Annotated in this window: 27 protein-coding genes, 1 tRNA gene and 1 pseudogene; 15 read left to right on the forward strand and 14 right to left on the reverse strand. The window is 35.8% G+C overall.

The features are described from left to right. Window positions 1-120 precede the first annotated feature (120 nt). Window positions 121-324: pseudogene (locus fad_RS05755) on the reverse strand (AMP-binding enzyme); the annotation flags it as partial. A 330-nt stretch (window positions 325-654) separates the two neighbouring features. Next, window positions 655-1,539, reverse strand: a complete 885-nt coding sequence (locus tag fad_RS05760) for a phosphoribosylaminoimidazolesuccinocarboxamide synthase (RefSeq protein WP_048074118.1) — start codon at window positions 1,537-1,539, stop codon at window positions 655-657. Between the two features lie 111 nt (window positions 1,540-1,650). Between fad_RS05760 and fad_RS05765 the strand changes: the two genes are divergently transcribed. Beyond that, window positions 1,651-2,262: a histidine phosphatase family protein gene (locus fad_RS05765; RefSeq protein WP_009886272.1), complete on the forward strand. Its 612-nt coding sequence runs from the start codon at window positions 1,651-1,653 to the stop codon at window positions 2,260-2,262. Between the two features lie 108 nt (window positions 2,263-2,370). On the opposite strand, the gene fad_RS05770 is transcribed toward fad_RS05765, so the two are convergent. Beyond that, window positions 2,371-3,156: a pyridoxal-phosphate dependent enzyme gene (locus fad_RS05770; RefSeq protein WP_236940555.1), complete on the reverse strand. Its 786-nt coding sequence runs from the start codon at window positions 3,154-3,156 to the stop codon at window positions 2,371-2,373. A gap of 267 nt (window positions 3,157-3,423) precedes the next feature. Here fad_RS05770 and fad_RS05775 point away from each other — a divergent pair, with 267 nt between their 5' ends. Then, window positions 3,424-4,107 (forward strand): hypothetical protein, encoded by a 684-nt coding sequence (locus fad_RS05775; protein WP_009886274.1) that lies wholly within the window; start codon window positions 3,424-3,426, stop codon window positions 4,105-4,107. Between the two features lie 22 nt (window positions 4,108-4,129). Next, window positions 4,130-5,677, forward strand: coding sequence for a tRNA uridine(34) 5-carboxymethylaminomethyl modification radical SAM/GNAT enzyme Elp3 (locus tag fad_RS05780; RefSeq protein ID WP_009886275.1), 1,548 nt, complete (start codon window positions 4,130-4,132; stop codon window positions 5,675-5,677). On the opposite strand, the gene fad_RS05785 is transcribed toward fad_RS05780, so the two are convergent. The 3 genes from fad_RS05785 to fad_RS05795 form a co-directional block, all read right to left on the reverse strand. Further along, on the reverse strand, window positions 5,678-6,334 hold the full coding sequence (locus fad_RS05785; RefSeq protein ID WP_081143167.1) for a class II aldolase/adducin family protein: 657 nt from the start codon (window positions 6,332-6,334) through the stop codon (window positions 5,678-5,680). It lies immediately after the preceding gene. 40 nt (window positions 6,335-6,374) lie between these two features. After that, window positions 6,375-7,184, reverse strand: a complete 810-nt coding sequence (locus fad_RS05790) for a universal stress protein (protein ID WP_148285707.1) — start codon at window positions 7,182-7,184, stop codon at window positions 6,375-6,377. 82 nt (window positions 7,185-7,266) lie between these two features. Next, window positions 7,267-7,341: transfer RNA gene (locus fad_RS05795), tRNA-Glu, on the reverse strand. 237 nt (window positions 7,342-7,578) lie between these two features. Here fad_RS05795 and fad_RS05800 point away from each other — a divergent pair. The 3 genes from fad_RS05800 to fad_RS05810 are packed head-to-tail and all read left to right on the forward strand — an operon-like array spanning window position 7,579 to window position 10,155. Beyond that, window positions 7,579-8,427, forward strand: a complete 849-nt coding sequence (locus fad_RS05800; RefSeq protein WP_148285708.1) for a hypothetical protein — start codon at window positions 7,579-7,581, stop codon at window positions 8,425-8,427. 7 nt (window positions 8,428-8,434) lie between these two features. Continuing rightward, window positions 8,435-9,256, forward strand: a complete 822-nt coding sequence (locus fad_RS05805; protein WP_009886279.1) for an ABC transporter permease — start codon at window positions 8,435-8,437, stop codon at window positions 9,254-9,256. Beyond that, complete coding sequence (locus fad_RS05810; protein WP_009886280.1) at window positions 9,256-10,155, forward strand: ABC transporter ATP-binding protein; 900 nt, start codon at window positions 9,256-9,258, stop codon at window positions 10,153-10,155. Before fad_RS05805 ends, fad_RS05810 begins: the two co-directional genes overlap by 1 nt. Here the strand turns inward: fad_RS05810 and fad_RS05815 are convergent. Beyond that, window positions 10,133-10,624: a hypothetical protein gene (locus fad_RS05815; RefSeq protein WP_009886281.1), complete on the reverse strand. Its 492-nt coding sequence runs from the start codon at window positions 10,622-10,624 to the stop codon at window positions 10,133-10,135. The two genes, fad_RS05810 and fad_RS05815, sit on opposite strands and share 23 nt — an antisense overlap. After that, window positions 10,611-10,988 carry a ribbon-helix-helix domain-containing protein gene (locus fad_RS05820; protein ID WP_009886282.1) on the reverse strand — a complete coding sequence of 126 codons (378 nt, stop codon included), beginning with the start codon at window positions 10,986-10,988 and terminating at the stop codon, window positions 10,611-10,613. The genes fad_RS05815 and fad_RS05820 overlap by 14 nt, the downstream gene beginning before the upstream one ends. A 243-nt stretch (window positions 10,989-11,231) precedes the next feature. Here fad_RS05820 and fad_RS05825 point away from each other — a divergent pair, with 243 nt between their 5' ends. The 4 genes from fad_RS05825 to fad_RS05840 are packed head-to-tail and all read left to right on the forward strand — an operon-like array spanning window position 11,232 to window position 13,547. Beyond that, window positions 11,232-11,843, forward strand: a complete 612-nt coding sequence (locus fad_RS05825; RefSeq protein ID WP_009886283.1) for a translation initiation factor IF-2 subunit beta — start codon at window positions 11,232-11,234, stop codon at window positions 11,841-11,843. Further along, on the forward strand, window positions 11,843-12,199 hold the full coding sequence (locus tag fad_RS05830; RefSeq protein WP_081142559.1) for a type II toxin-antitoxin system VapC family toxin: 357 nt from the start codon (window positions 11,843-11,845) through the stop codon (window positions 12,197-12,199). Before fad_RS05825 ends, fad_RS05830 begins: the two co-directional genes overlap by 1 nt. 50 nt (window positions 12,200-12,249) lie before the next feature. Then, window positions 12,250-12,912, forward strand: coding sequence for a DUF120 domain-containing protein (locus fad_RS05835; RefSeq protein ID WP_081142561.1), 663 nt, complete (start codon window positions 12,250-12,252; stop codon window positions 12,910-12,912). 5 nt (window positions 12,913-12,917) lie between these two features. Then, entirely contained in the window at window positions 12,918-13,547 is a 630-nt protein-coding gene (locus tag fad_RS05840; RefSeq protein WP_081142562.1) for a diphthine--ammonia ligase, read from the forward strand. Window positions 13,548-13,732: 185 nt separating this feature from the next. Here the strand turns inward: fad_RS05840 and pyrI are convergent, their stop codons facing one another. Both pyrI and pyrB read right to left on the reverse strand, forming a co-directional pair. Then, on the reverse strand, window positions 13,733-14,188 hold the full coding sequence (gene pyrI / locus fad_RS05845; protein ID WP_081142563.1) for an aspartate carbamoyltransferase regulatory subunit: 456 nt from the start codon (window positions 14,186-14,188) through the stop codon (window positions 13,733-13,735). A gap of 1 nt (window position 14,189) precedes the next feature. Beyond that, on the reverse strand, window positions 14,190-15,107 hold the full coding sequence (gene pyrB, locus fad_RS05850) for an aspartate carbamoyltransferase (protein WP_009886288.1): 918 nt from the start codon (window positions 15,105-15,107) through the stop codon (window positions 14,190-14,192). 236 nt (window positions 15,108-15,343) lie between these two features. Between pyrB and fad_RS05855 the strand changes: the two genes are divergently transcribed. Continuing rightward, window positions 15,344-15,697 carry a nuclear transport factor 2 family protein gene (locus fad_RS05855; protein WP_081142565.1) on the forward strand — a complete coding sequence of 118 codons (354 nt, stop codon included), beginning with the start codon at window positions 15,344-15,346 and terminating at the stop codon, window positions 15,695-15,697. Window positions 15,698-15,714: 17 nt separating this feature from the next. Here fad_RS05855 and fad_RS05860 read toward each other — a convergent pair whose 3' ends face one another. Further along, complete coding sequence (locus fad_RS05860; protein ID WP_081142566.1) at window positions 15,715-16,521, reverse strand: hypothetical protein; 807 nt, start codon at window positions 16,519-16,521, stop codon at window positions 15,715-15,717. Between the two features lie 94 nt (window positions 16,522-16,615). On the opposite strand from fad_RS05860, the gene fad_RS05865 reads away from it, so the two are divergent. Genes fad_RS05865 through fad_RS05875 form a run of 3 tightly spaced genes read left to right on the forward strand, consistent with a single transcriptional unit; the run spans window position 16,616 to window position 19,303 of the window. Further along, entirely contained in the window at window positions 16,616-17,851 is a 1,236-nt protein-coding gene (locus fad_RS05865; protein WP_081142567.1) for a hydroxymethylglutaryl-CoA reductase, degradative, read from the forward strand. 2 nt (window positions 17,852-17,853) lie between these two features. Beyond that, window positions 17,854-18,582: a hypothetical protein gene (locus fad_RS05870; protein WP_081142568.1), complete on the forward strand. Its 729-nt coding sequence runs from the start codon at window positions 17,854-17,856 to the stop codon at window positions 18,580-18,582. Between the two features lies 1 nt (window position 18,583). Next, a complete protein-coding gene (locus tag fad_RS05875; RefSeq protein WP_081142570.1) occupies window positions 18,584-19,303 on the forward strand; it encodes an alpha/beta fold hydrolase in 720 nt (239 codons plus the stop codon). On the opposite strand, the gene fad_RS05880 is transcribed toward fad_RS05875, so the two are convergent. From fad_RS05880 to fad_RS05890, 3 genes are all read right to left on the reverse strand, one after another. Continuing rightward, window positions 19,304-19,813, reverse strand: coding sequence for a hypothetical protein (locus fad_RS05880; protein ID WP_081142571.1), 510 nt, complete (start codon window positions 19,811-19,813; stop codon window positions 19,304-19,306). Window positions 19,814-19,857: 44 nt separating this feature from the next. Then, complete coding sequence (locus fad_RS05885) at window positions 19,858-20,091, reverse strand: hypothetical protein (protein WP_048074024.1); 234 nt, start codon at window positions 20,089-20,091, stop codon at window positions 19,858-19,860. A 162-nt stretch (window positions 20,092-20,253) separates the two neighbouring features. After that, window positions 20,254-21,252 carry an amidohydrolase family protein gene (locus fad_RS05890; RefSeq protein ID WP_081142573.1) on the reverse strand — a complete coding sequence of 333 codons (999 nt, stop codon included), beginning with the start codon at window positions 21,250-21,252 and terminating at the stop codon, window positions 20,254-20,256. An 86-nt stretch (window positions 21,253-21,338) separates the two neighbouring features. Between fad_RS05890 and fad_RS05895 the strand changes: the two genes are divergently transcribed. After that, a complete protein-coding gene (locus fad_RS05895) occupies window positions 21,339-21,908 on the forward strand; it encodes a RibD family protein (RefSeq protein ID WP_081142575.1) in 570 nt (189 codons plus the stop codon). The last annotated feature ends 1 nt before the right edge of the window (window position 21,909 follow it).

Here is a 21,909-nt window from a genome sequence, read left to right on the forward strand (position 1 = left end):
ATATAAACTCAATATATAAAATTGTCGTAATTCATCCTATGACTGAAGTCATAGGCTTCCTTGCTACGGGATCGTGAACTGGATAATTTTTGGAACTTTATATTTTGCGAGTTTTTCCTAGCAGTATTTTTTAATTTCGTCCTCCGTAACGGATTTGTCGGAAAGTACTATTATTGCCTTAACAGTTTCCCCGCGATGCGCGTCAGGTACCACTACAACAGCACACTGGGACACGCCAGAGTGTTCATACAGAATTTTCTCCACTTCCTCCGGGTATATATTATACCCGCCTGCAGTTATCATGTCTTTTTTCCTGTCGACTATATTCAATAATTAGTTAATATTTAAACAATTTTCAAATCCCATGAAAGTTATAATTTTTAAAATAACAACAAATTAATTATTTTTCAGATAATTATAACATATGCATATATAATAGTAATGTTTATATGATAATATTAAATTTATTAACGTAGGTGGAATAATCGATGCACTTAAACATAAGGCATCAACACCTATATTTTACCTGAAGATAGCAGGGGATTTACGCCCGGGGAAACATTAACCGATACCTTTGAAGGGCTTAATACTTCATATGTGAAGGCAAATTATGTCGATGAACCAGGAAGCTTCAATGCTTTGGAATGAGGTAGTTCACCACTTTAATCCAGTTATTTTTTCGTACATATGAATGTATAAATCTGAAACTGTTTTAACAATATTTTCCGGCAAAGGTTCTATATCCGGCTCCGGTTGATTATTATCCCTGGCATCATAGAGTTTCTGGTGGTATCCTGTTTTTCTGTAATATTGCCTTACCATTTCCTTGCTGAGTTCATTTACCTGCCCGTTCTCATAATCTTTCTTATCCCAGAACCTGTCTTCATCCAGCGTGCCGAATGTATCAATTATTACCGGTTTTCTTTCAAGGCCCAGTGCAAATTCTTTCTTTCCATCGGCATGAATAAGCCCCCTGCTTTCCACAGAACTATTTATCCTTCTGTCTATCTTAAAAATGGTTTCCTGAATCTCGCATAATTCACCGGCATCAAGGCCAGAAATTTCAAGTGCCTCATCAGTATGAAGATATCTATCAAACTTTTCGAATTTTGTTGAAACTTCAAAAAATGGGTCTGGAAGTTTTTCTCCATAAACAGGAGGATTCTTGAAACCCAGGGAATGATAGTCAATTTCCCCCGATTTTACCCTGTCATAGGCGGAACCAGCAAGATAGTACCTTGTTATAAACTCCAGAGGTACCATATAATTTGAAAGAAATTTATAACCGCGGTCTATCTGCCTGAATTTTTTTACTTTCATTTCTGAATCAGACACAAGTTCAATAAAATCTGTATCTATCCCCAGGGATGATACAATATTATACCAGTAAGTTGAGGTTCTGCACAGTGATTCGCCCTTATGTGGGATAGAATCTGGAATAATCTTATCGAATACGGATATTCTGTCCGAAAATTTAAAGACCAGATCCTTTCCATCGTCATATACATCCTTTACCTTGCCTTTTCTAAGAAGTTCCATGCCCATAAATAGTTAATGCCAATATAATTTTATTGATTTCTAATGAATAAATATTTGTGAGTCACCCAAATTTAAACATAAAAATTAATTATCAATGCTAAATAACGGTTCATGCTTGTATACATGGTAAGGCACGGTGAGACATATAATAATGCGTCTGCTGTATTTCCTCTTGATGATACTGAATTAAATGAAAATGGATTGGAACAGGCCAGGGAAACGGGAAAATATCTGGAACAGTTATATTTTGATGCTGTATACAGCAGCCCGGTTTTGCGGGTAAAACAAACACTTGAAAATATGGGAATTGATAGATATATCACGGACAACAGGCTAAGGGATATTGGCACAGGGAAGCTCACAGGAATGAAAATAACGGAAATTGAATCCAAGGATCCGGCGTGGTACTCAACATTTCAGGATGGGGTTGAGAACAGATACGGTGTGGAAAAGTTTTCTGATCTCAAAAAAAGGGTGAAGGAATTTATAGGTTCTATTTCAGGGAATGGTTTTAAGAAGGTACTTATTGCAACACACCTTGAACCGATCCGTGGTATGTATTCGCTGTCAACAGGAGTGGAGGGGCTGCCATTGACGAGTCTTGAAATTAGCAACTGTTCCATATCTATTTTCTCTGTTGAAGGTTTTGATATAGAATTGAAAGGGTTTAACTGGCTTCCACTAAACAACTACCCCGATAGGAAAAATAAATCTTTCAATTAATCTATTATTGATTTCTCAATGTATATTGACTGATATTTATAATAGTCGTCAGGAAATACAGTTACGGTAGTACCTTTATTTTCAGATATTGCCAGGGATGCCATATAATTAGCACCCGACGAAGGGCCAACAGAGTAAGTTATATTTAGCCTTGAGTTGCCTGACACCCTCATATGCATCGTCTTCCGAGACGGTTACAAAATTATCTATAAGAGATTTATAGGTATCAAGAAGAACTCTGTGGTTTGATTTAAATGGATTGCGCAGTCCAACTATTCTTGACCCTTCTGCTGGAAGTACGCCTGTGACATTTATGTTGTATTTTTCCTTAAAATATCTGGCAAGCCCTGTAATAGTCCCACCGGTGCCTACTCCCACCACGAGATTGTCAATATGCTCCAATTTTTCATTAATTTCAGGCCCGGTTCCGTAATAATGGGCGTTAGAATTCATAATATTTGCATGCTGGCTTAGCCTGTAGTATTTTTCCGGATATTTTTCTATCATGTCTTCTACATAGTTTATTGAGTTTTCTGTGCTATTGCCTGGAGTTGTTACAACTCTGGAACCAAAACTTGAAAGCAATTTCTTCGTGGCGTCAGGTGCCGATTCCGGAATGACTATCTCGTTTTTTAAGTTAAGTATACTTGAAATTCCAGCAATAGCAATACCGGTATTTCCTGATGATGCTTCTATAATAGTCTGGTCGCTTCGCAACTCTCCGCTTTTAAGTGCATAATCTATCATAAAAAATGCTGCCCGATCCTTAATTGACCTGAAGCGATTGTAATATTCAAGTTTAGAATATATTCCTGTTTCTCCTATTTTGAATAGTGGTGTGTTTCCAATTCCAATTTTATTGGATTCCATAGCAATTTCATTAAATAGTGACATGAATAGCAAATTAAAATTAAGTAATTAACACTATTGAAAGACCCGGAATATTAACTAAACATAGTATATATTCTAACATGCTGATTTTTCTATAAAATTTTCTTATTCTTGAATCACAGAGCCGGAACAGGATGGTTTCCTTAATGTGCCACATATAGCTTTTCCAGGATAGCAAGGAGAGCCGGCTTATGCTGCCGGACTATTTGCATTATTAAAATTGTACAGTGCGTATAGAAAAAATAATATACGATATTTAAATGTTAATGAGTGGAATATACATTTAAGGATGGAAAGATATACCAGGATGACAATGAAATTTACACAATAAAATCAAATTCATCTTCCCTGGGAGCGAAATCAATAGAGATATCAAATACCTCGGGCCTCCAGAGTGTTTATATTGACAAAGCACCTGGTGGCTATAAAATTAGCCAGGGATCTATGGACATGGGAACCCTTTCCAGAAACCTTGTAATGAGCTATAACGGCAGGACATATTCTCTATCAAAGCCATATGCAGATATGGATACCAGAAAAATGGACATTAAATCCGATGATTCTAAAATAGGCACCCTTACTTTCGGGGCTGGTGTCCTAACGGGCACATATGATTATATGAATGATGAAGTACCGGTTATAGTCTATATGAGTGTTATGTCCCCCTATGTAAAATCAACATATAATGGGATAAATGCACAGAATCCGCAGGGGAACAGAAGAGCAAATGCATACAGGATGCCACGGATATATGCAATTTTATCCAATGTTATTTTCCTTGTTGCAATTGTTATTATTGTATTCTCAACATCTCTTGGAATACCGGGAGATTACGATTTCCTGATACTGATAATAGTCATAGCCCTTTCATTCGTTATACGGTCTGCAGGACGGAAGAAGTACCAGGAAGAGCACAAAAATGATGAAGACAATGGAATGAATAAAAATTTATAACCATATACAATTATCATATATTATGGATTTTTATGATCAGATAACTTCTCTAATAGTTAACGGGAAAATTAAGGATAAGGATCAGCTTCAGAGAGAGAAACTCTTATTATCAAAAAAATTCAATCTCGACGTTGTTCCCAGTGATGTAGAAATTCTTAATTATGGAGATAATAGAAGATTTGTGCAGTTGCTGAGGAAGAAACCTACCAGGACTGTGTCAGGAGTTGCGGTTGTGGCGGCTATGACATCCCCTGAAGCTTGCCCCCACGGCAAATGTATTTTCTGCCCTGGTGGAATTGATAGCAATTCTCCCCAATCATATACAGGGTATGAGCCATCTGCCCTCAGGGGAAGGACAAATTATTATGATTCTTATAATATTGCATTCAGCAGGCTAAAACAGCTGGAAACAATAGGCCATGATACCAGTAAAGTTGATTTAATAGTCATGGGTGGTACATTTACCGCCAGATCCAGAGAATACCAGGAAGAATTTGTTAAAGGATGCATTGATGGAATGAACAGGAAAATATCCCCTACGCTGGACCAGGCAATACTGGAAAATGAATTTTCACAGAGGCGCTGTGTTGGCATGACTATTGAAACAAAGCCTGACTGGTTCAACGAGAGGGAAATAGATGAGGCGTTATCCTACGGGACAACTAAGGTTGAGCTTGGCATTCAGGTACTTAATGACAGGATACTCAGGCTTAACAGAAGAGGGCATGGAGTGGAAGAAATAGTGAGGTCAACCCAGCTCGCAAGGGATGCGGGATTGAAGGTTTTATATCACCTTATGCCAGGAATGTACGGGTCGTCCTATAAAGAGGATATAAAAAGCTTTGATATGGTTATGGGTGATGAGAGGTTCAGGCCAGATATGCTAAAGATATATCCAACGCTCGTTGTAAAAAATACAGCATTGTATAAGTACTGGAAAGAAGGAAAATACATACCATACGATACTGAAAAGGTAGTCAGGATGGTTACCTATTTTATGAAAAACATGCCACCATGGGTAAGGGTAATGAGGATGCAGAGGGATATACCTGTTAATTTTATTGAGGCAGGGGTAAAGAGGAGTGACCTGCATAACCTTGTTGACCTGGAAATGGAGGAAATGGGAATAAAAACTATGGAAATTAGAAGCCGGGAAGTTGGAATAATGAAAGATTCCTTTGGAAATGATTATACCCTCACAAGAAGGAATTACAGGGCATCCGGCGGTGATGAAATATTCCTTTCCTTTGAGAGTTCGAATGGTGATATTATTGGATACCTCAGGCTTAGAATTCCATCAGAAATGGCACATCGCAAGGAAGTTCTATCCTCATCAGTGATAAGGGAAATAAAGGTTATGGGAAATATAGTACCGATAGGTGAAGAGTCCGGAGAAAACTGGCAGCACCATGGATTCGGGAAAAAACTGCTGGATGAAGCCGAAAGGATATCACTTGAGGAATATGGTAAAAAGCGTATAATTGTAATCAGTGGAATAGGAGTTAGAAACTATTTCAGGAAATATGGATATGAAAGGCTGGGTCCCTATATGGCCAAGGAAATTTCTTAATTATTTCCAGTTCTTCCACTGATTCAGATAACCTTCTGACATTCCCCTTAGTTTTATTACATCCTCTGGAGGTAGTATATTTACTTCTCCTATCATTTTTGCTGTAACGAAAATTCTTGCTGATTTTTCAAGAACCTGGGATGCTATAATTGCTCTCTCCATGTCTGTGCCAACAGATACAGCCCCGTGATTTTTCATTATGGTAGCGTTATTCAACTCCAGCCCTTCAACAACATATCTGGCTAATTCCATGGTCCCTGTTAAAGCGTAACGGGATACATTCACCCGGTTTCCCAACAGCATTGCCGTGTCCTCTGTCACAGGAGGAATGCCGTCACCGGTAACTGCCAGTACTGAAGAATATATAGAATGTGTGTGTACTATTGCCATTACATCAGCCCTATTTTTATATATTTCATAATGCATCAGGCGCTCACTTGAAGGCTTTAATTTTCCGTCTATCACTTTACCATCAATATCGGTGATAACCATATCCTCTGCATTGCTTTTATTATAGTTTGTACCACTTGGCGTAATAACTATATTGCCATCTTTGGCCCTCAAACTGATATTCCCCCATGAACCGACAGTAAGATTGCTGCTTACCATTTCCCTGCAGGCATTTAAAACAATTTCTCTTTCTTCTGAATAAAGCATTCTAAATAATTGCCATTCTCTATAAAATATTTTTTTGTTTTTATTTTTTAACAAGAATTGTGTCAATTTCCGGTTCTTTAATTATAAACTTGATATCTGATGTCATTCTTATATTGTGTGATCTGCTAGTCCCAACCACTATACAATCCGGGTTATCGGATTTAATATAATTTCCAACCTCTTCTTTTATTCCTGTGAAGCCACCGGACCGCACAATTCTTATTTCTATCTTGCTTTCAGATAGTATGCCAGGATTTTCCATCAGTGCTTTAAAACCATGAACCGGATTTTTGTCATATTTCCGCAAATCCAGTATTGTAACATTTGACCGGTTAAGTTTTGCAAGTTGAAGGGCAAAAAATACGGCCGCCCTTGTATTAATAGATTCGGAAAGTGGCAACATAATATTGCTATATGGATAACCTCTCTCCCCTGAACTCAAGATTGCCACTGGTATTGAGGAGTTTTTCAATACATAATCTCCTATATTGCCAAAAATTGAGCTTGAAAGCATTGACCTTTTTCTTGTTGAAAGTATAAGAAGGTCATAATAATGGCCCGATGTTTCCATAACCAGCCCTTCCCTTGCATTATCAAATGTTTGGATTTTTGGTATGACCTTTATTCCTGCTTTTTTCCCCTCGTTGTAGGCAGTAGTTACTACACCAAGCCTCCCGGAAATGTCTATCGGGTCATTTTTTTCCCTGATGGTTATAGCAGTTATTTCTGAATTATTAGCTTTAGCCATATCATATGACATTTTTAAAACCTTGCTGGAATTGGTGCCTTTGAACATTGGAATTATTAAGTGGTCTATTTTCAGGTAATATGACCTTGAAGACTCAAACATATTATATTTATGTTTGAAAAGAATATAAAAATTGCTATTTTTAAGTGTGACAACCTGTGGTTCTTCAAAAATCATACAATTATGCTCCGGCCGGGATTTGGACCCGAGTCGGGGGATTGAGAGTCCCTAATGCTTGGCCTGGCTACACCACCGGAGCTTAAGAAGAGTATTACTTTTTTATATTTAATATATTCATTCCATCCACGGAGAGAGATGCCCCTTCCTATTATTTAATGATCAATTTATTGATAACAGAGGGTTTATATTTAACTAGAATTATGTACACAACAGGATGATAAGAAATTCCGTATATAAAAATATATAAAAATATATAAAAATGTATGTTAATGGGAAAGTCTTTTTAGCCTGATTTACATGTATATATATGAAACCTATGGCAACCAAGATTGTTGTTATTATCATAGCGGCGGCAATTGTTGCACCGGCTGCATACTTTGCATATGAATACTACTCAAAATCAAATGTCCCATCATCCATACAGCCTTTTCAATATATACCGGGAAATTCAACAGTGATATCAACCGTGCATACGAATGGAACTGAATACTATTTATACATGGATGGCGGCAGTATTGGAATAGTAGCCAATATTTCAGCTATTTCACAGGTTGACCCGAATTTAACTGCATCAAATAGCCCTGCTGCTGTATCAGGTTCAGGCACTGCAGGATTATTCTCCGGGTCCAATGTCAAAACCATTACCTATGACCATGTTACAGTCTACGAAATACAGAATATCAACGTATCAGGAATACTTCAAAATATGCTAAACGTATCATTGAAAAATACAAACACTACAGCAAACATATTTGCATACGATACATCAGGAAATTTCATAGTTATCGGGGAACAGAAAGCGATAAATGAGTCTATATCGGCCCACCTATCATCGAGAGATGCGGTAAGCTTCAAAGGGTATATGAATGATAGTTCCAACATTTCTCTGTACTACAGGGCGAATAATACAATTCCCACTATAAGCTATATTACAATGAACTCAACGTCCAACAAAACATATTTTAATATAAGTCCTGTAAATTCAAATGACCTCCAGGTTGACAAATTTCTTATTCAAACGGCAATAAGCAATTCTAATGTATCCCGGGAAATAGGAAATAACTATACAATTACAATATCAAACAGTCAGATACATTTAAACATAGATAAGGGCTATACCAGCCTGCCAGCAGTACTTAAAACGTTAAATATAGGAGTTATATAAGTAATATATGTCAAAAACCTCTACTATTTATTTACAGTACATTAAAAACTATTACAGATCCAGAAGTTTCTTCCTGATGCTTTTCCTTATACTGCTTATAGGTTCAATGATGTCATATTTTTCATTTAAATATGTAAATGATCTTCCATCGTTCCTGGGCGGCACTGTATTCCCGGCCTCTATGAAGGTTAATGTATTCTATTATCTCTGGACACTTGTACTCTTATATATACCTGTATTTGCATCAGTATTCTTCGGGTCTCCTGCCATATCCAGCGAGATAGAAAACAAAACAGCATATTTTATATTTCCATTGCCAATTAATAGATACAAATTATTCTTTGGAAAATATTTTGCAGCATTCACAGTTACAATGTTTATTGTTGGAATATACCTGATATTCGAAGTTTTTACATTATCATACCTTTTAGGTGCTATACCGGCCACCTATTTTTCATACTCGTTCATAATGCTGGTTCTGTTCATATTAAGCATAATGTCTGTAACTTTCCTTATAAGTGCAATATTCAATAAAAACACATATGCATACATTACAGTTTTTGTTATATATTACATATTTTTTGAAGCAGGCTCCTTTATTATAGAATTATTATACAAATATACTCCGGTATATTTCCTGAATGATGCAGCCAGCATCATAGAAAGGGTATATATAAACATAAACCCTGGCAATGCATTTGTAAGCCATATAGATATTAATCCTGCATCATTTTCTGAAATAATGCTTTCTGCCCTTATAATGGTGATATATGCGGTAATAGCACTGGTAATAGGCATGTTGCTGTTCGATAAAAAGGAGGTGTCCTGATGGAAATATATCTTGACAGTTTAACAAAAAATTATAGAAAGATAAAGGCACTTGATTCAATAAACCTTAAAATAGAAGGGCATGGGTGTACCGGACTGCTTGGCCCCAATGGAGCAGGAAAAACTACAATGTTAAAACTGTGCACGAACATAATAAAACCGTCACATGGCAAGGTTGAATTAAATAATGTAAATGTTGCAATTTATCCAGAAAAGGCACTTGAACCTGTTGGTGCACTTATCGAACAGCCAGAGTTTTACAGTTACCTTACAGGATATGAGATTCTGGAATTTACATCAAAGATAAAAGGTATCGGGAAGGACGAATTCAAATCAGAGATGAAACGCCTCGGGGAACTTACCGGGATAGATGCATATGCCGATAGAAAAACCGGCACCTATTCACGCGGGATGAAACAGAGGCTTGCATTATCAGTGGCAATGCTTGGAAACCCGGAAATAATAATACTTGATGAACCTACTTTCGGTCTTGATCCAAAGGGCATGGTTGATGTGAGGAATATTATAAAAGATATAGCTAAGGAGCATCTAGTTCTTCTGAGCACCCACCTGATTTCTGAAGCGCGTGAGTTATGTGACAGGACTATAATTATTAACGGCGGGAAAATAGAATATGATTCAGCTATGTCTGCTGAGCGGAGTTTATTAAAAATTACAGCCACGAACAGTATCGACATAACCGGTGACAAAATAAAAGATTATTCCCGGGATGGAAATGTGTTTATAATTGAGAAAAACCCAAGCTTCAGCAATTACGATATAATAGGTGATTTAATTAAGCAGGGGCTTAAAATAGAATATGTGGAAAAATTCGATAATCTTGAAAATATTTATGTTTCAGTGATAGGAGGAAAGGCTAAAGATAATAATTTTTCATAATATAGCCCGTTAAACTGCTAATTGATGAAAACCTTCTCCCGTTGAGAGCCAGCCCGTTACGGTTGTATTTTATGTGCAGAAATGGTATTTCTGCCGATGACAGGTATTTGCATAGTGAGTCAAAAGTGGTTCCGGAATCTATAAACACATACATGGAAGGTTCATCAATTGCCTGTGAGATTACATCTTCCATTGATCTGAATACCCCGAGCCTTACGAACTTATAGTCAGGCATTTTTATTTCCTGCTCTATTACCATGGTATCATCCTGCTCCACTTTCTTTAATTTTGTATTTGTATATTCCTCAACAGAAATTTTTTTAGCCATTTTTCTGACAGCGACAAAAGTAGAAACATTCCTTATATTCTCTTTAAATCCTGTTAATATATTCCGATCATCCCCTATAAAAGCGAAATATTTAACATCCGTATTAGCCAGCATCTCCTCAAGATCGTCATAATTTATCATATCTTTTTTCCTCCTCAAGTATTTTTTCAATTTTGCTAAATTCATCACCGGTGGCTTTCAACATCCCAGATATCAGATTTTGCCTCCATGCTTCCTTTATTATTTCCTCATATGCGTCATCTATGCTTTTGTAGAATCCAGCTGACACCATTTTGCTAATTGCTTTTTCAATAAGTGGATCCGGATGGATACTGTTATTTTTGGTGATTATCCCTATCCTTTTTATGGAAATGTATTCTAATACAGCCATTCGTATAAATTCTGACCGGCTCGCATAATTGCTGTTGTATGAGAGAAAAGAATCTATTTCTTCAAGTTCGTCATTAGATATACGTATGGTGAGCTTTTCACTCTTTTCTGTCATTATTATGTTAATAGATATATCTGTATTTAAATTTATTGTTTGTAAGGACAATATTCTAGAAATGTACATTTAATTTGTTAGAGCTAAATAATATACATAAGTTAATTAGCCTTAAAATAAAGGATTCAGGAATACAAATAATAAAATCATCAAACTCTAATTTTTTTTAATTTTATTTTGTACATTTAATTTTAAAAATTAATAATAAAACAATATTAATTAACGTGTTTATAATTAGATATTATGGAATTTGATTATAATAAATTACTAAAGGATGCATCCGGCGTTCTATCGTCCAAAAACCGGACAGAAGATCGGCTAAAGGTGCCTGAACCGGAGATAATATACGAGGGAAAATCTACTATTATCAGGAATTTTATTGATATTACAGAGATGCTAAACAGGAATCCGGAGGATCTGGTAAAATATTTTACAAAGGAATTCGGGATAGGAGCTTCCGTAGCCGGCAGGCGGCTTATTATCAATAGAAAACTCAGGGAAGAAGAGATCAGGGAAAAATTGAATGCCTATATGGCTACATATGTACTCTGCTATGAATGTTCCTCGCCGGATACTACAATAGAGAAAGTTGGCAGGACATACCTTCTCGTATGTAAGGCGTGCGGTGCAGAGCATCCAATTAAAGCTTCAAGGGAAATTAAGGAAAACGAAGACCAGCTTACTGAAGGAAAAACCTACACAGTCCAGATCACAGAAATTGGCAAATCCGGAGAAGGGCATGCATTTTATGGTGATTTCACAATATATGTGCCGGGAACAAAGAAGGGAGAACGCCCAAAAGTATTGATCAAGAAAATCAGGAAAAATATAGCAATAGGGGAAGTCGTAAAATAATGGACAAAATAATTCTGGATACCAATATATTGATTTATGCAATTCAAAACAAAATTGATCTTGAAAATGGCATAATGTCAATAACCCCGAGGATGGAGCCACTTATCCCCGCATGCGTTCTGGCCGAATTGCGTGGGCTGGCAACAACAAAATGGTATGCAAAGGCAGCCTTGAAATATAGTGAAAGGTTTAAAAACATAGAATCCCGTGGTGAAGGAGATTTCTGCATAATGGTGGTTGCTAAATCATTAAATGCCGCGGTTCTTACAAACGACAGGCGTTTTCGCAAAATATTGAAAAATAAGGGAATTCCGTGTGTTACAATGGGCAACCAGAATAACCTTCAGTTTTATTGATTCCTATAGCCATTAAAAATATTATAAATATTATAGAGATATACCCATACATGGATTATAACTTATACAATACAATAAAGATACTTAAAAAGCTCTCCGGTTCAGGCAATACAGTATATATTTCATCAGGCGAACTTGCTGAGGAACTCGGTGTTAGCCAGCAAACATCATCACGGTTTATTATAGAACTGGCTGATAAAAAATATATCGAAAGGACATTGCAGAACAGGAAACAGAAGATTACATTGCTGGAGCCCTCCCTTGATCTGCTATATTCGGAATTAAACCAGCTCAATTCCATTCTTGAGATGCGGCAGGAATTTAATTTAAAAGGAGAGATACAGAGTGGATTGGGAGAGGGAAAATATTACATTTCCCAGGAAGGTTACATGGCCCAATTTCTCGACAAATTAGGAATTTCGCCATACCCTGGCACATTGAATATAAAAATTTTTCCTGAATATGAAAACGTTCTGAGAAGGATACGCAGTGCCGATGGAATACATATAGGTGGATTTAAAGATAAGGAAAGGACATTCGGCGGGGTAAAATGTTTCTCAGGGAGAATCGATGGTACCGGGGCATGGCTAATTTTCCCTGAAAGAAGCAATTATACCGATATTGTTGAGATCATTTCGGATAAGTTCCTTCGAAAAGATTTAAAACTTCAGGATGGGGATGAATTAAATATCAGGGTAGCACTTGATCACTGAATAATATGAAAGCTGTAGCATTATTTTCCGGCGGCAAGGATTCGTTTTTGTCGGCCATGATGGCCGTGGAACAGGGATATGAAATTATCTACGGGGTAACAGTTGTTCCTGAAGAGTATTCAATGATGTTCCACTATCCAAACTCGAAGATATCAGAATATGCCGCTTCACTTCTTGGTTTCAGCATTAAATATATCAACGAAAAGGATTACAGGAGCTACCTTGGAGAAATATGCAGGAATGGCATTGATGCCATAATAACTGGTGCCATAGCTTCAGATTACCAGAAAACCAGAATAGAAAGAGCATGCTATGATACCGATACTATCATATACTCCCCCCTGTGGAGAAAAAATCAGGAATATATCATAGACCAGTTAATTTTGCGCGATATACGGGCTATGATTGTATCTGTATCAGCCGAAGGGTTGGGAGAAGGTGACCTTGGCGCTACAATTGATAGAGATTATTTCCAGCATCTAAAATATATTAATGGAAAATATGGAATAAATATAGCTGGCGAGGGCGGGGAATATGAAACTTTTGTCTACGGGCTTGGAAACATGGAAATACATGGCCTTAAGAAAGAAAAAATATGGAAAAATTCAGGAGGATATATGATTCTCAGCACCTGATGCCGTGATGATAAAATTGTACCGGGTCAATGGCTTTATAACACATTTATTCATAATTACATTGAAACCGAAATAGATGCAATTATACGGAGGAGCCACATTTTATTATACAATTAATATCTGTGTGCCAGGTTATAACCCTTTAAGTTTTATTGTTAATAATATATACAATTATTTTTAATTTACTATATATTATTAATTATCTCTTCTCCAGACATCTCTTTCTTGCAGTAAACACATTTAATTGTTAATGGGTCAGCATTCACAGTCATAAACTCGGATTTTACTGGTTCACCAGCATTTGTTATACAGTTCTGGTTTGCACATTTAACTATGCCTTTAAACACCTGTGGCATATCAAGCTTGAACTTCTCTATGATTTCATAATTCTTAATTATGCTAATAGTGGCTTCATTTGCTATGAGTGCTATTTTGTCCAGTTCAAGTTTTTCAAGGAATTTATTTTCTATTTTTATGACATCTTTATAGGCAAGCTTCCCACTGGTGACCCTGATGCCAATACTTATAGAATTTGACTCGTCAATGCCAAGAATGGCAAGGACTTTCAGGGCTTTCCCGGCGGCTATATGGTCTATTACTGTCCCATCCTTTATTTTTGATATTTTTAACGTTTTATCCATTTTATTCACCTGCTATCATAGAAATTATAGCCATCCTAACAGGTACCCCATAATATGCCTGCTTGAAATATCTTGCAGCAGGAGTATTATCTACCTCTGAGGAGATTTCGTCTACCCTTGGAAGGGGGTGCATTATAATAGCTCCCTTCTTTAACTTATTCACATCACTTACAGTTATTTTATATGAACCGATAAGCCGTGCGTATTCATTCTTATCCGTAAACCGCTCTTTCTGTATCCTTGTAACATAAAGTATGTCGGTTTCCCCGAGATATTTAGTAATGTCAGTTGAAATATTCATATTTAGCCTGCCCTTTACGTCATTGTATACATGTTTCGGTATTGCAAGATTTTCCGGAGAGACAAGGTTAACAGTGACATTATACCTCGAGAGGGCAGAGAGCAGTGAATGAACTGTCCTGCCATATTTAAGGTCACCAATAATAGTTATGGTTTTGCCGTCTATGGAACCGAATTCTTTCCTTATTGTATAAAGATCAATAAGGGTCTGTGTGGGATGCTCACCAGAACCATCTCCTGCGTTGATTATGGGCTTTGATGAGAATCTGGATGCAAGAAATGCAGCTCCTTCAAGAGGGTGCCTGATTACAATAAGATCGGAATAGGATTCCACTATTCTTATAGTATCCGCAAGTGTTTCTCCCTTTGAAGTCGAGGACGTTTTTGAATCAGCCATGCTGATTACTGAACCTCCAAGCCGTTCCATTGCTGATTCAAAGGATAGCCGCGTCCGTGTACTGGGTTCATAAAAAAGAGTTGCAAGTATTTTAGAGGACATAACATTAATTTTCTTTCCTGATTCTATATTTTCAAGCATCTTATCTGCCCGGGAAAATACCTCATTTATGTCTTCACCGTCAAGGTCAGAGATTGAAATAATGCTTCTGTTTTTTAACATTATTACCATAATTATTAACACTATCTTTAACTTTATTATAAATGGTTATGTATATTATAATAACAGATTTTTATAAATAAACAGATTATTTTAGAATGTGTTTTTCCAGCAAGCAGTTATATTTTATTGATATTAAATTTGGCAATATTCATGTAAACGGGTGTTTCATGCCGCGCCATAAATAAGATTCATTATAATGTTCAAAAGTAATTTATAATGAGAATAAATATGCAATAATGGAAGACCTGAAAGATATTGTAAAAAAATATTATATTGCTGTAGATAAAAATGATCTGGATACCCTGTTTTCTATATTTGCCGATAACATAGTTTACAAACGACCCGGATACGAACCTATAGAGGGCATGGCAAACTTTAAAGAGTTTTATCAGAAGAATAGAATAATAAAAGAGGGTCACCATACCCTATCGAATATCATAGCAAGCGACCCTTATGTGATTGTTGAAGGAGAATTCAATGGTATTTTAAAGGATGGCAGCAAATCCCACACAACTTTCGTTGATGTGTATACATTTTCCAGCGGGAAAGCCATAAAAAGGCATACTTATTTCGATGGGCAGAGCGTTTAATTTTCCTATCAATAATCCTAAAATAATATTTTATCAAGCTCCACGCCGAGCCGTATAAAATCAATGCTCCATAGATTAATCAAAAAATGTCCAGGATAATTGTAAAATCCGTATGGATGGAGGACCCTGGAATAATCTCCATAAAAACGCCCCAGTTTTGTGATATCAAAGCCAGTGTAAAAACCAAGCATCCCAAGTATAGCACCCGCCTTTGGGAGTGAAATTGTAAACCTTGTGGCTTCCTTCCCGCATTTTGCACATTTTTCCTCAATGGATATTCCCGCCTCATCCTCTATTTCCTTTACGGTCCGGGAATATTTTGTGTAAGCCTTCGAATGATTTCCACAGAGCGGAATTCCACTTAGAAATATGGTATTGCCTGTTGGAACATATTTCTCTCCCATGTAATGCCATATCCGGCCAGTAAATTGCTGTAAGCCATATAATATAAATTTTTTATCTATCAATCTGTGCCATTCCATGTGTTCCAGTGCAATTTCGTATGGATTGTTTTCAGTTTTCATCATTGAAATTATTTTTACCAGTGAAATTCGTTCAAGAAAAAATCTGGTATTCTCGAATGCTGCACTGGCCATTCCGTTTTTAGCAGAAAAATGTGCCTGTTTCAGGGCAGTAATGGCACTTCCTGTTATATTATAAGAAAAGTGTTTGTCTGTTTTGTCTGTTATATATTGCATCAACTCAATTGCTTTGCTTTCATAATTTTCATTTATAATCACATTATTTCCCAGATAATCCAGTATTGACTGTTTTTCAAAGTTAGCTGTATATTTTTTATATTTAAAAGGCTTATCTTTTCCCATATCCACATGTATTCATTTATATTTTAAATGCTTTTATTGTAATCTGGATCCGGAATTGTGATAAAAATTAATAATATATGAATGATTACTTAACATGGATTCATTAATACATGGCTTTCATAAGATGACCGTAGATGAAAGAAGACAGATCATCAGGGAGTTTTCAGGCCTCTCTTCAGAAGATATGGAGGCAATGGATTACAGGATGGATATTAGCACCGCCGGAAATATGATAGAAAATGTGTATACTATTATGGATTATCCAGTGGGAATTGCCACAAACTTCAAAATTAATGATAAAGAATATTTAATACCTATGAGCCTCGAAGAACCATCTGTTATAGCTGCGTGTTCCAATGCCGCCAGATATGCACGGCCAGGAGGCTTTACCGCATATTCTACTAATTCTTATATGCGGGGCGAAATTGAATTATATAATGTACCGGACCCGGATTATGCAGCCATAAATATTCTTAAAAATAAGGAAAATATATTGAAAATGGCAAATACAAGATCAAAAACACTCTCAGGCATGAATGCTGGTGCAAAATCAATAGACCTGCATTTTGTTAATAATGAACTTATAATTAATATTATAATAGATGTGGCTGATGCTATGGGCGCTAATATAATAAATACCATGCTCGAATATGTGTCAGGCTATATAGAAGAACTCACAGGAGGACAGGCAAATCTCAGGATCATGAGCAACCTTACAACAGAAAGAATTACATATGCATATGCAAAATTTGACGGGAAAATGCTTGGAGAGGAAACAGTGGATAGGATAATACGGGCAAATGAATTTGCAAAAAATGATATATACCGTGCCACTACCCATAATAAGGGTATAATGAACGGCATCGATGCTGTGCTTCTGGCAACCATGAATGATTTCAGGGCACAGGAAGCAAACTCACATGCCTATGCATCCATGGGTGGATATGGCCCACTGACAGAGTATAGAAAAGACATTGACGGGAATTTGATTGGATCAATAAAAATCCCTATAGCTGTTGGCACAGTAGGCGGGGCAACAAAAACATCCAGAAAAGCAATGCTTGCAATGAAGATAATGGGGATCCATGGTTCCAATGAATTTTCAAATATCCTGGGTTCAGTCGGGCTGGCACAAAATTTTGCAGCACTGCGGGCACTGGCAGCAGAGGGAATCCAGAGCGGGCATATGAAATTGCATGCAAGAAATATAGCTATTGCAGCAGGTGCTACAGGAGAAATGGTTGAAAAAGTTGCCGGCGAGATGATATCCACCGGGAGCATTAGCTACACAGCAGCAGTCGATATAATTAAAAAATTTAGGGATGAATAAATATGGAAGAATACGAACAGAATATAAAGAATGGGGATGCATTTGTTAAGAAGGAAAAATTCATGGATGCTATCAGGGAGTATACTAAAGCATATGACGCAATTTCAGAGGATGACATAAAAGCTGAAATTTGTTATAAACTCTCCCAGTGTTATTCTTCCCTGGATCACAAAAGTACAGAAAATCCACTTAAATATGCAGAAGAGTCACTTGAACTCCACCACAAACTTGGAGATAACGAGCTTGAGGTAATGGATCTGATAAATATTGGCTATATTTATCTGGACAGCGGCAAAAGGGAAGATGGGATTTCTTATTTCAATAAAGCTATAGAGGCAGCAGATGCTATAAAGGATGTTACTTTATTTGCACTTTCAAACAATGCAAAGGCAGAGGCACTTTCCAGCCTGAAATCCAAACAGGCAGAGGCAATGAAAATATATGATAACGTTCTGGAACTAACAGAGAAGTCAGAAGATTGGGAGAATTACTTCGAGGCATTGTATGGGAAAATTAGCATATTACGTGATGCCGATATCAATGCTGCCTTCGATGCTGGAAAAGCAGGGCTGGATAAAATAGATACGGTAATGAATACTATTAAAACAAAGAAGGATAAAAAAGAATTTAAAGACTCTGTTTCATACCTGTATGACTCTGTATCAGATATTGCAATGGAGCTTGAAAATATAGATGAAGCTATGAAAATAGCATCCAGGTCAAAGGAATAAAATGGAAAGAAAATACTGTACAACCAGGTATGGAAAACTGTCGTACCTGGATGGCAACTCCGGTTATCCTGTAATTTTTTTGCACGGTTTTGGGGGCACCGGAAATACGTGGCTGAAAACCGCGCCATACCTGGAAAAATGCATACGGCCGGTACTTGTGGATTTGCTAGGGCATGGACATTCTGATAAGCCAGATATTGAATATATAGTAAAACAGCAGGCTGAATCCATCGTTGATTTAATCAGTACACTTGAAGTTTCAAAGTTTTCCATTGCAGGAAACTCCTATGGAGGCTGGATTACGCTGAAACTTGCATCGGGAATGCTGGAACCTGATATGATCTTCCCTGTTGATAGCGCCGGAATCTCGCCTGCTTTAAGCAATGGAAGCAGGGAGAATATGAACCGCGTCCTTGATTCCATTTTAAAATTAAGGAACTATAATAACAGAAACGCATTGGAAAGAATAATGGAAAATAATAAAAAACAGGAAGAGAAAATAAGTGATACAGCTTTAGGCAACATAAAAAGCAAAACAACTATAATATGGGGAAGTGCGGATAATATAATACCTGTATCCTACGGGTATGCCATGGAAAGCAAAATTTCTGGCAGTGAATTAATTGTTATGCCTGATGCCGGCCACACGCCATTTATAGATATGCCAGAGGAATTCGCAGAAATAATCAACAGAAAAATTAAAGAATACGCTCTCTGTTAATCACATTTTTCCAGTTTGTTTCCTGATTCCATCAACAATATTTTTGTATTCTTCATACCTTTCTTTGTCTGCATTGCTGAATGCCAGGAAATTTTCTGATGGCAATATATAACGATCACCATTTAGAGAAAGTTCCGGAAATCTTTCATCTCCGGATGCAGACATACTAATATCATGAATATCGGCAAATTTTATTTTCCTATATTCTTCACTGTCTTTTTCATTATCGATCTCCTGAATTTTTGCAGATTGATTTGAATTATAATGCTGAAAGATAGTTTTAATCATGTTTTTTATATCATTATACAGGTCCTCAGGCTCCACCGGATCTGTAGCTCCGGGTACAATAAGCGAATCAATGTAATCCATATCCTTTTTGAGATGAAGCTTCTCTTCTATATACTTGCCGGAAAATATCCTGTAAATTTCAAGGCTATCCTCATTTATTATGATTTTAAAAATACCGCCCCTCGACAGTGGAACCTTCCATGCGTTATCAATACTTTTCATATAACTGAATATCCGGGATGTTAATTAAATATTCCCACAAACACTTATTCTAACTTTGCCTTTGCTATCTGGTTGAATTTTGTAACGTTCCCATCATCATCTATGCTCAGATAAACGGTATAATGAAAGCCGGCATAGTCAAACTCTGTTGATACATCGTATCTATCACTATTGTCTACTATGCTGTTAATTGTAAAGTTTGAGATGTTCTCCCCATACATATCCTTAATATTTTTTTCAGCAATGAGTTTAACATCTTTCATACTTTCTACGCCCATAGGTGGTTATCTGTATTTTATTAATAATTGTTTCCAAATTTCAATTTATTTTTTATATTGTAGGTAATATTAATAATTGTTGTGATTACTTTTATAGAGAATAGTTGAGTTAACTGAAAGACCTTCGATATGTGCATATAAAGTATAATGCAAACTAAAAAATTATAAAATTTTTACCGGGTTAAAATAATGTTTTTTTGTTACGAGCTGGTATTCATTCAACAATTCATTTTTGAAAAATAGGTATCTCTTTTTAATTTTTATATTATTTTTTTTAAGAAAAGTATATGGATTATCTATAACCATTTTTAAAATATTTTCAGGGCTTACATAATTTAAAAATCTTTGATACCTGTACAAAAAATCCATTTCCGAGAATATATCCGGCTCTGTGACAAAGACATTATCAGTTCCCAGCATTAAATTTATATTATGCTTCAAGAATTTATTGTAATCTGGCCTTTTGCCATAGAATATATTTGACCTGGGTGTTATTACAATACTTACATTATTTTTACCTATTATATCTAGATCAGTATCATTTGCTTCTATTCCGTGTATTAATAAATCAGGCTTCAAATTCATAACCTTATCTATATCTTCATTTATATTTTCACTGAAATGCAAAGCAAATATTTTATTTTTTTTATGGGTTTTAATGCTGACGTCGTAGATATCATCATAATCCATGTCTGAGATTGAACTTATACCCACTCCATTAGAATTGTCTATTATCTTATTTATATCATCGTTATTGTAAGGCCTTGCAAATATTACGGGTTTTATAAACTTTTTATTTCCTCTTTTTATCATATTTATTCCCTTCAACCCATTTTCTCGGAAATCAAAATATGATATTGTTCCATTTTTCTCCATAAAATTGTTGGTTTTTGATATATAATTTATTACTTCATTATCATCAGCATTATCTAAAAATCTATGCTTTAAGCCATCAGGACCCACGATTTCAGGCAATGTGCCCTTCGGCTCTTCGTTTATAAATGAATCACCTACATGTGTATGGGCATTTACAGGCATTGGAATTAATGTGCCATGGTTCGTATTTCCGGTTTTATTACTGAATGATTCACCGGTGTCATCTACTTTTAATGTGCCTCTTCGCAACTTTCCATTATAATATATATTGCCTGAAAATTCCATTTTTTATAATAGAGATATATTATAAAAGTTTAACTCATAATTAGGTAATATCTCAAAATTGTTATATTAGTTCTTAATAAGGTTATATGATTCCATATATTATAATAAACGTTGCAATGTCGATAAATGGTAAAATATCTGCTATAAATGGGAGATACAGGATTTCAAATGATATTGACATCAACAGGGTAATGGAAATAAGGAAAAATGTTGATGGCGTTTTACTGGGGGCTAACAGCGTAAAGGTAGATAATCCAGTTTTGAATTATGCAAAGAATAGGATAATTTTAGATGAAAAATTAAGATTAAACGATAATTACAATGTTTTCGATGGAAAAATAAAATCGTATATATTTTCAAGAAATAATAAGAAAATAAAAAATGCGGAAATAATAATTTTAGATGATTTATCAATAACCAGTATATTAAAAAAACTATATGATATGGGGATAAAAAGCATATTGGTAGAAGGAGGTTCCAATGTTATAAATCAATTTATAGATAAAAAAATATTTGATGAATTTTATATATTTATAAATCCTGGTTTAATATTAGATGGGATACCGTTGTTTAAAGAAGAAATGAAATTAAATTATAAAATATCCATGGAAGGTGATGGTTTATTATTGAATATTAAAGATATTAATAACTTTTAAA

Source organism: Ferroplasma acidiphilum, from assembly GCF_002078355.1.
GTDB lineage: Archaea > Thermoplasmatota > Thermoplasmata > Thermoplasmatales > Thermoplasmataceae > Ferroplasma > Ferroplasma acidiphilum.

Bases quoted from the DNA above. Each gene is read 5' to 3' on its own strand.
- fad_RS05760 (WP_048074118.1), bottom strand. From the start codon at position 1,539: ATGGAACTTCTTAGAAAAGGCAAGGTAAAGGATGTATATGACGATGGA.
- fad_RS05765 (WP_009886272.1), top strand. From the start codon at position 1,651: ATGCTTGTATACATGGTAAGGCACGGTGAGACATATAATAATGCGTCT.
- fad_RS05770 (WP_236940555.1), bottom strand. From the start codon at position 3,156: ATGTCACTATTTAATGAAATTGCTATGGAATCCAATAAAATTGGAATT.
- fad_RS05780 (WP_009886275.1), top strand. From the start codon at position 4,130: ATGGATTTTTATGATCAGATAACTTCTCTAATAGTTAACGGGAAAATT.
- fad_RS05785 (WP_081143167.1), bottom strand. From the start codon at position 6,334: ATGCTTTATTCAGAAGAAAGAGAAATTGTTTTAAATGCCTGCAGGGAA.
- fad_RS05790 (WP_148285707.1), bottom strand. From the start codon at position 7,184: ATGTTTGAGTCTTCAAGGTCATATTACCTGAAAATAGACCACTTAATA.
- fad_RS05800 (WP_148285708.1), top strand. From the start codon at position 7,579: ATGGCAACCAAGATTGTTGTTATTATCATAGCGGCGGCAATTGTTGCA.
- fad_RS05805 (WP_009886279.1), top strand. From the start codon at position 8,435: ATGTCAAAAACCTCTACTATTTATTTACAGTACATTAAAAACTATTAC.
- fad_RS05810 (WP_009886280.1), top strand. From the start codon at position 9,256: ATGGAAATATATCTTGACAGTTTAACAAAAAATTATAGAAAGATAAAG.
- fad_RS05815 (WP_009886281.1), bottom strand. From the start codon at position 10,624: ATGATAAATTATGACGATCTTGAGGAGATGCTGGCTAATACGGATGTT.
- fad_RS05820 (WP_009886282.1), bottom strand. From the start codon at position 10,988: ATGACAGAAAAGAGTGAAAAGCTCACCATACGTATATCTAATGACGAA.
- fad_RS05825 (WP_009886283.1), top strand. From the start codon at position 11,232: ATGGAATTTGATTATAATAAATTACTAAAGGATGCATCCGGCGTTCTA.
- fad_RS05830 (WP_081142559.1), top strand. From the start codon at position 11,843: ATGGACAAAATAATTCTGGATACCAATATATTGATTTATGCAATTCAA.
- fad_RS05835 (WP_081142561.1), top strand. From the start codon at position 12,250: ATGGATTATAACTTATACAATACAATAAAGATACTTAAAAAGCTCTCC.
- fad_RS05840 (WP_081142562.1), top strand. From the start codon at position 12,918: ATGAAAGCTGTAGCATTATTTTCCGGCGGCAAGGATTCGTTTTTGTCG.
- pyrI (WP_081142563.1), bottom strand. From the start codon at position 14,188: ATGGATAAAACGTTAAAAATATCAAAAATAAAGGATGGGACAGTAATA.
- pyrB (WP_009886288.1), bottom strand. From the start codon at position 15,107: ATGTTAAAAAACAGAAGCATTATTTCAATCTCTGACCTTGACGGTGAA.
- fad_RS05855 (WP_081142565.1), top strand. From the start codon at position 15,344: ATGGAAGACCTGAAAGATATTGTAAAAAAATATTATATTGCTGTAGAT.
- fad_RS05860 (WP_081142566.1), bottom strand. From the start codon at position 16,521: ATGGGAAAAGATAAGCCTTTTAAATATAAAAAATATACAGCTAACTTT.
- fad_RS05865 (WP_081142567.1), top strand. From the start codon at position 16,616: ATGGATTCATTAATACATGGCTTTCATAAGATGACCGTAGATGAAAGA.
- fad_RS05870 (WP_081142568.1), top strand. From the start codon at position 17,854: ATGGAAGAATACGAACAGAATATAAAGAATGGGGATGCATTTGTTAAG.
- fad_RS05875 (WP_081142570.1), top strand. From the start codon at position 18,584: ATGGAAAGAAAATACTGTACAACCAGGTATGGAAAACTGTCGTACCTG.
- fad_RS05880 (WP_081142571.1), bottom strand. From the start codon at position 19,813: ATGAAAAGTATTGATAACGCATGGAAGGTTCCACTGTCGAGGGGCGGT.
- fad_RS05885 (WP_048074024.1), bottom strand. From the start codon at position 20,091: ATGGGCGTAGAAAGTATGAAAGATGTTAAACTCATTGCTGAAAAAAAT.
- fad_RS05890 (WP_081142573.1), bottom strand. From the start codon at position 21,252: ATGGAATTTTCAGGCAATATATATTATAATGGAAAGTTGCGAAGAGGC.
- fad_RS05895 (WP_081142575.1), top strand. From the start codon at position 21,339: ATGATTCCATATATTATAATAAACGTTGCAATGTCGATAAATGGTAAA.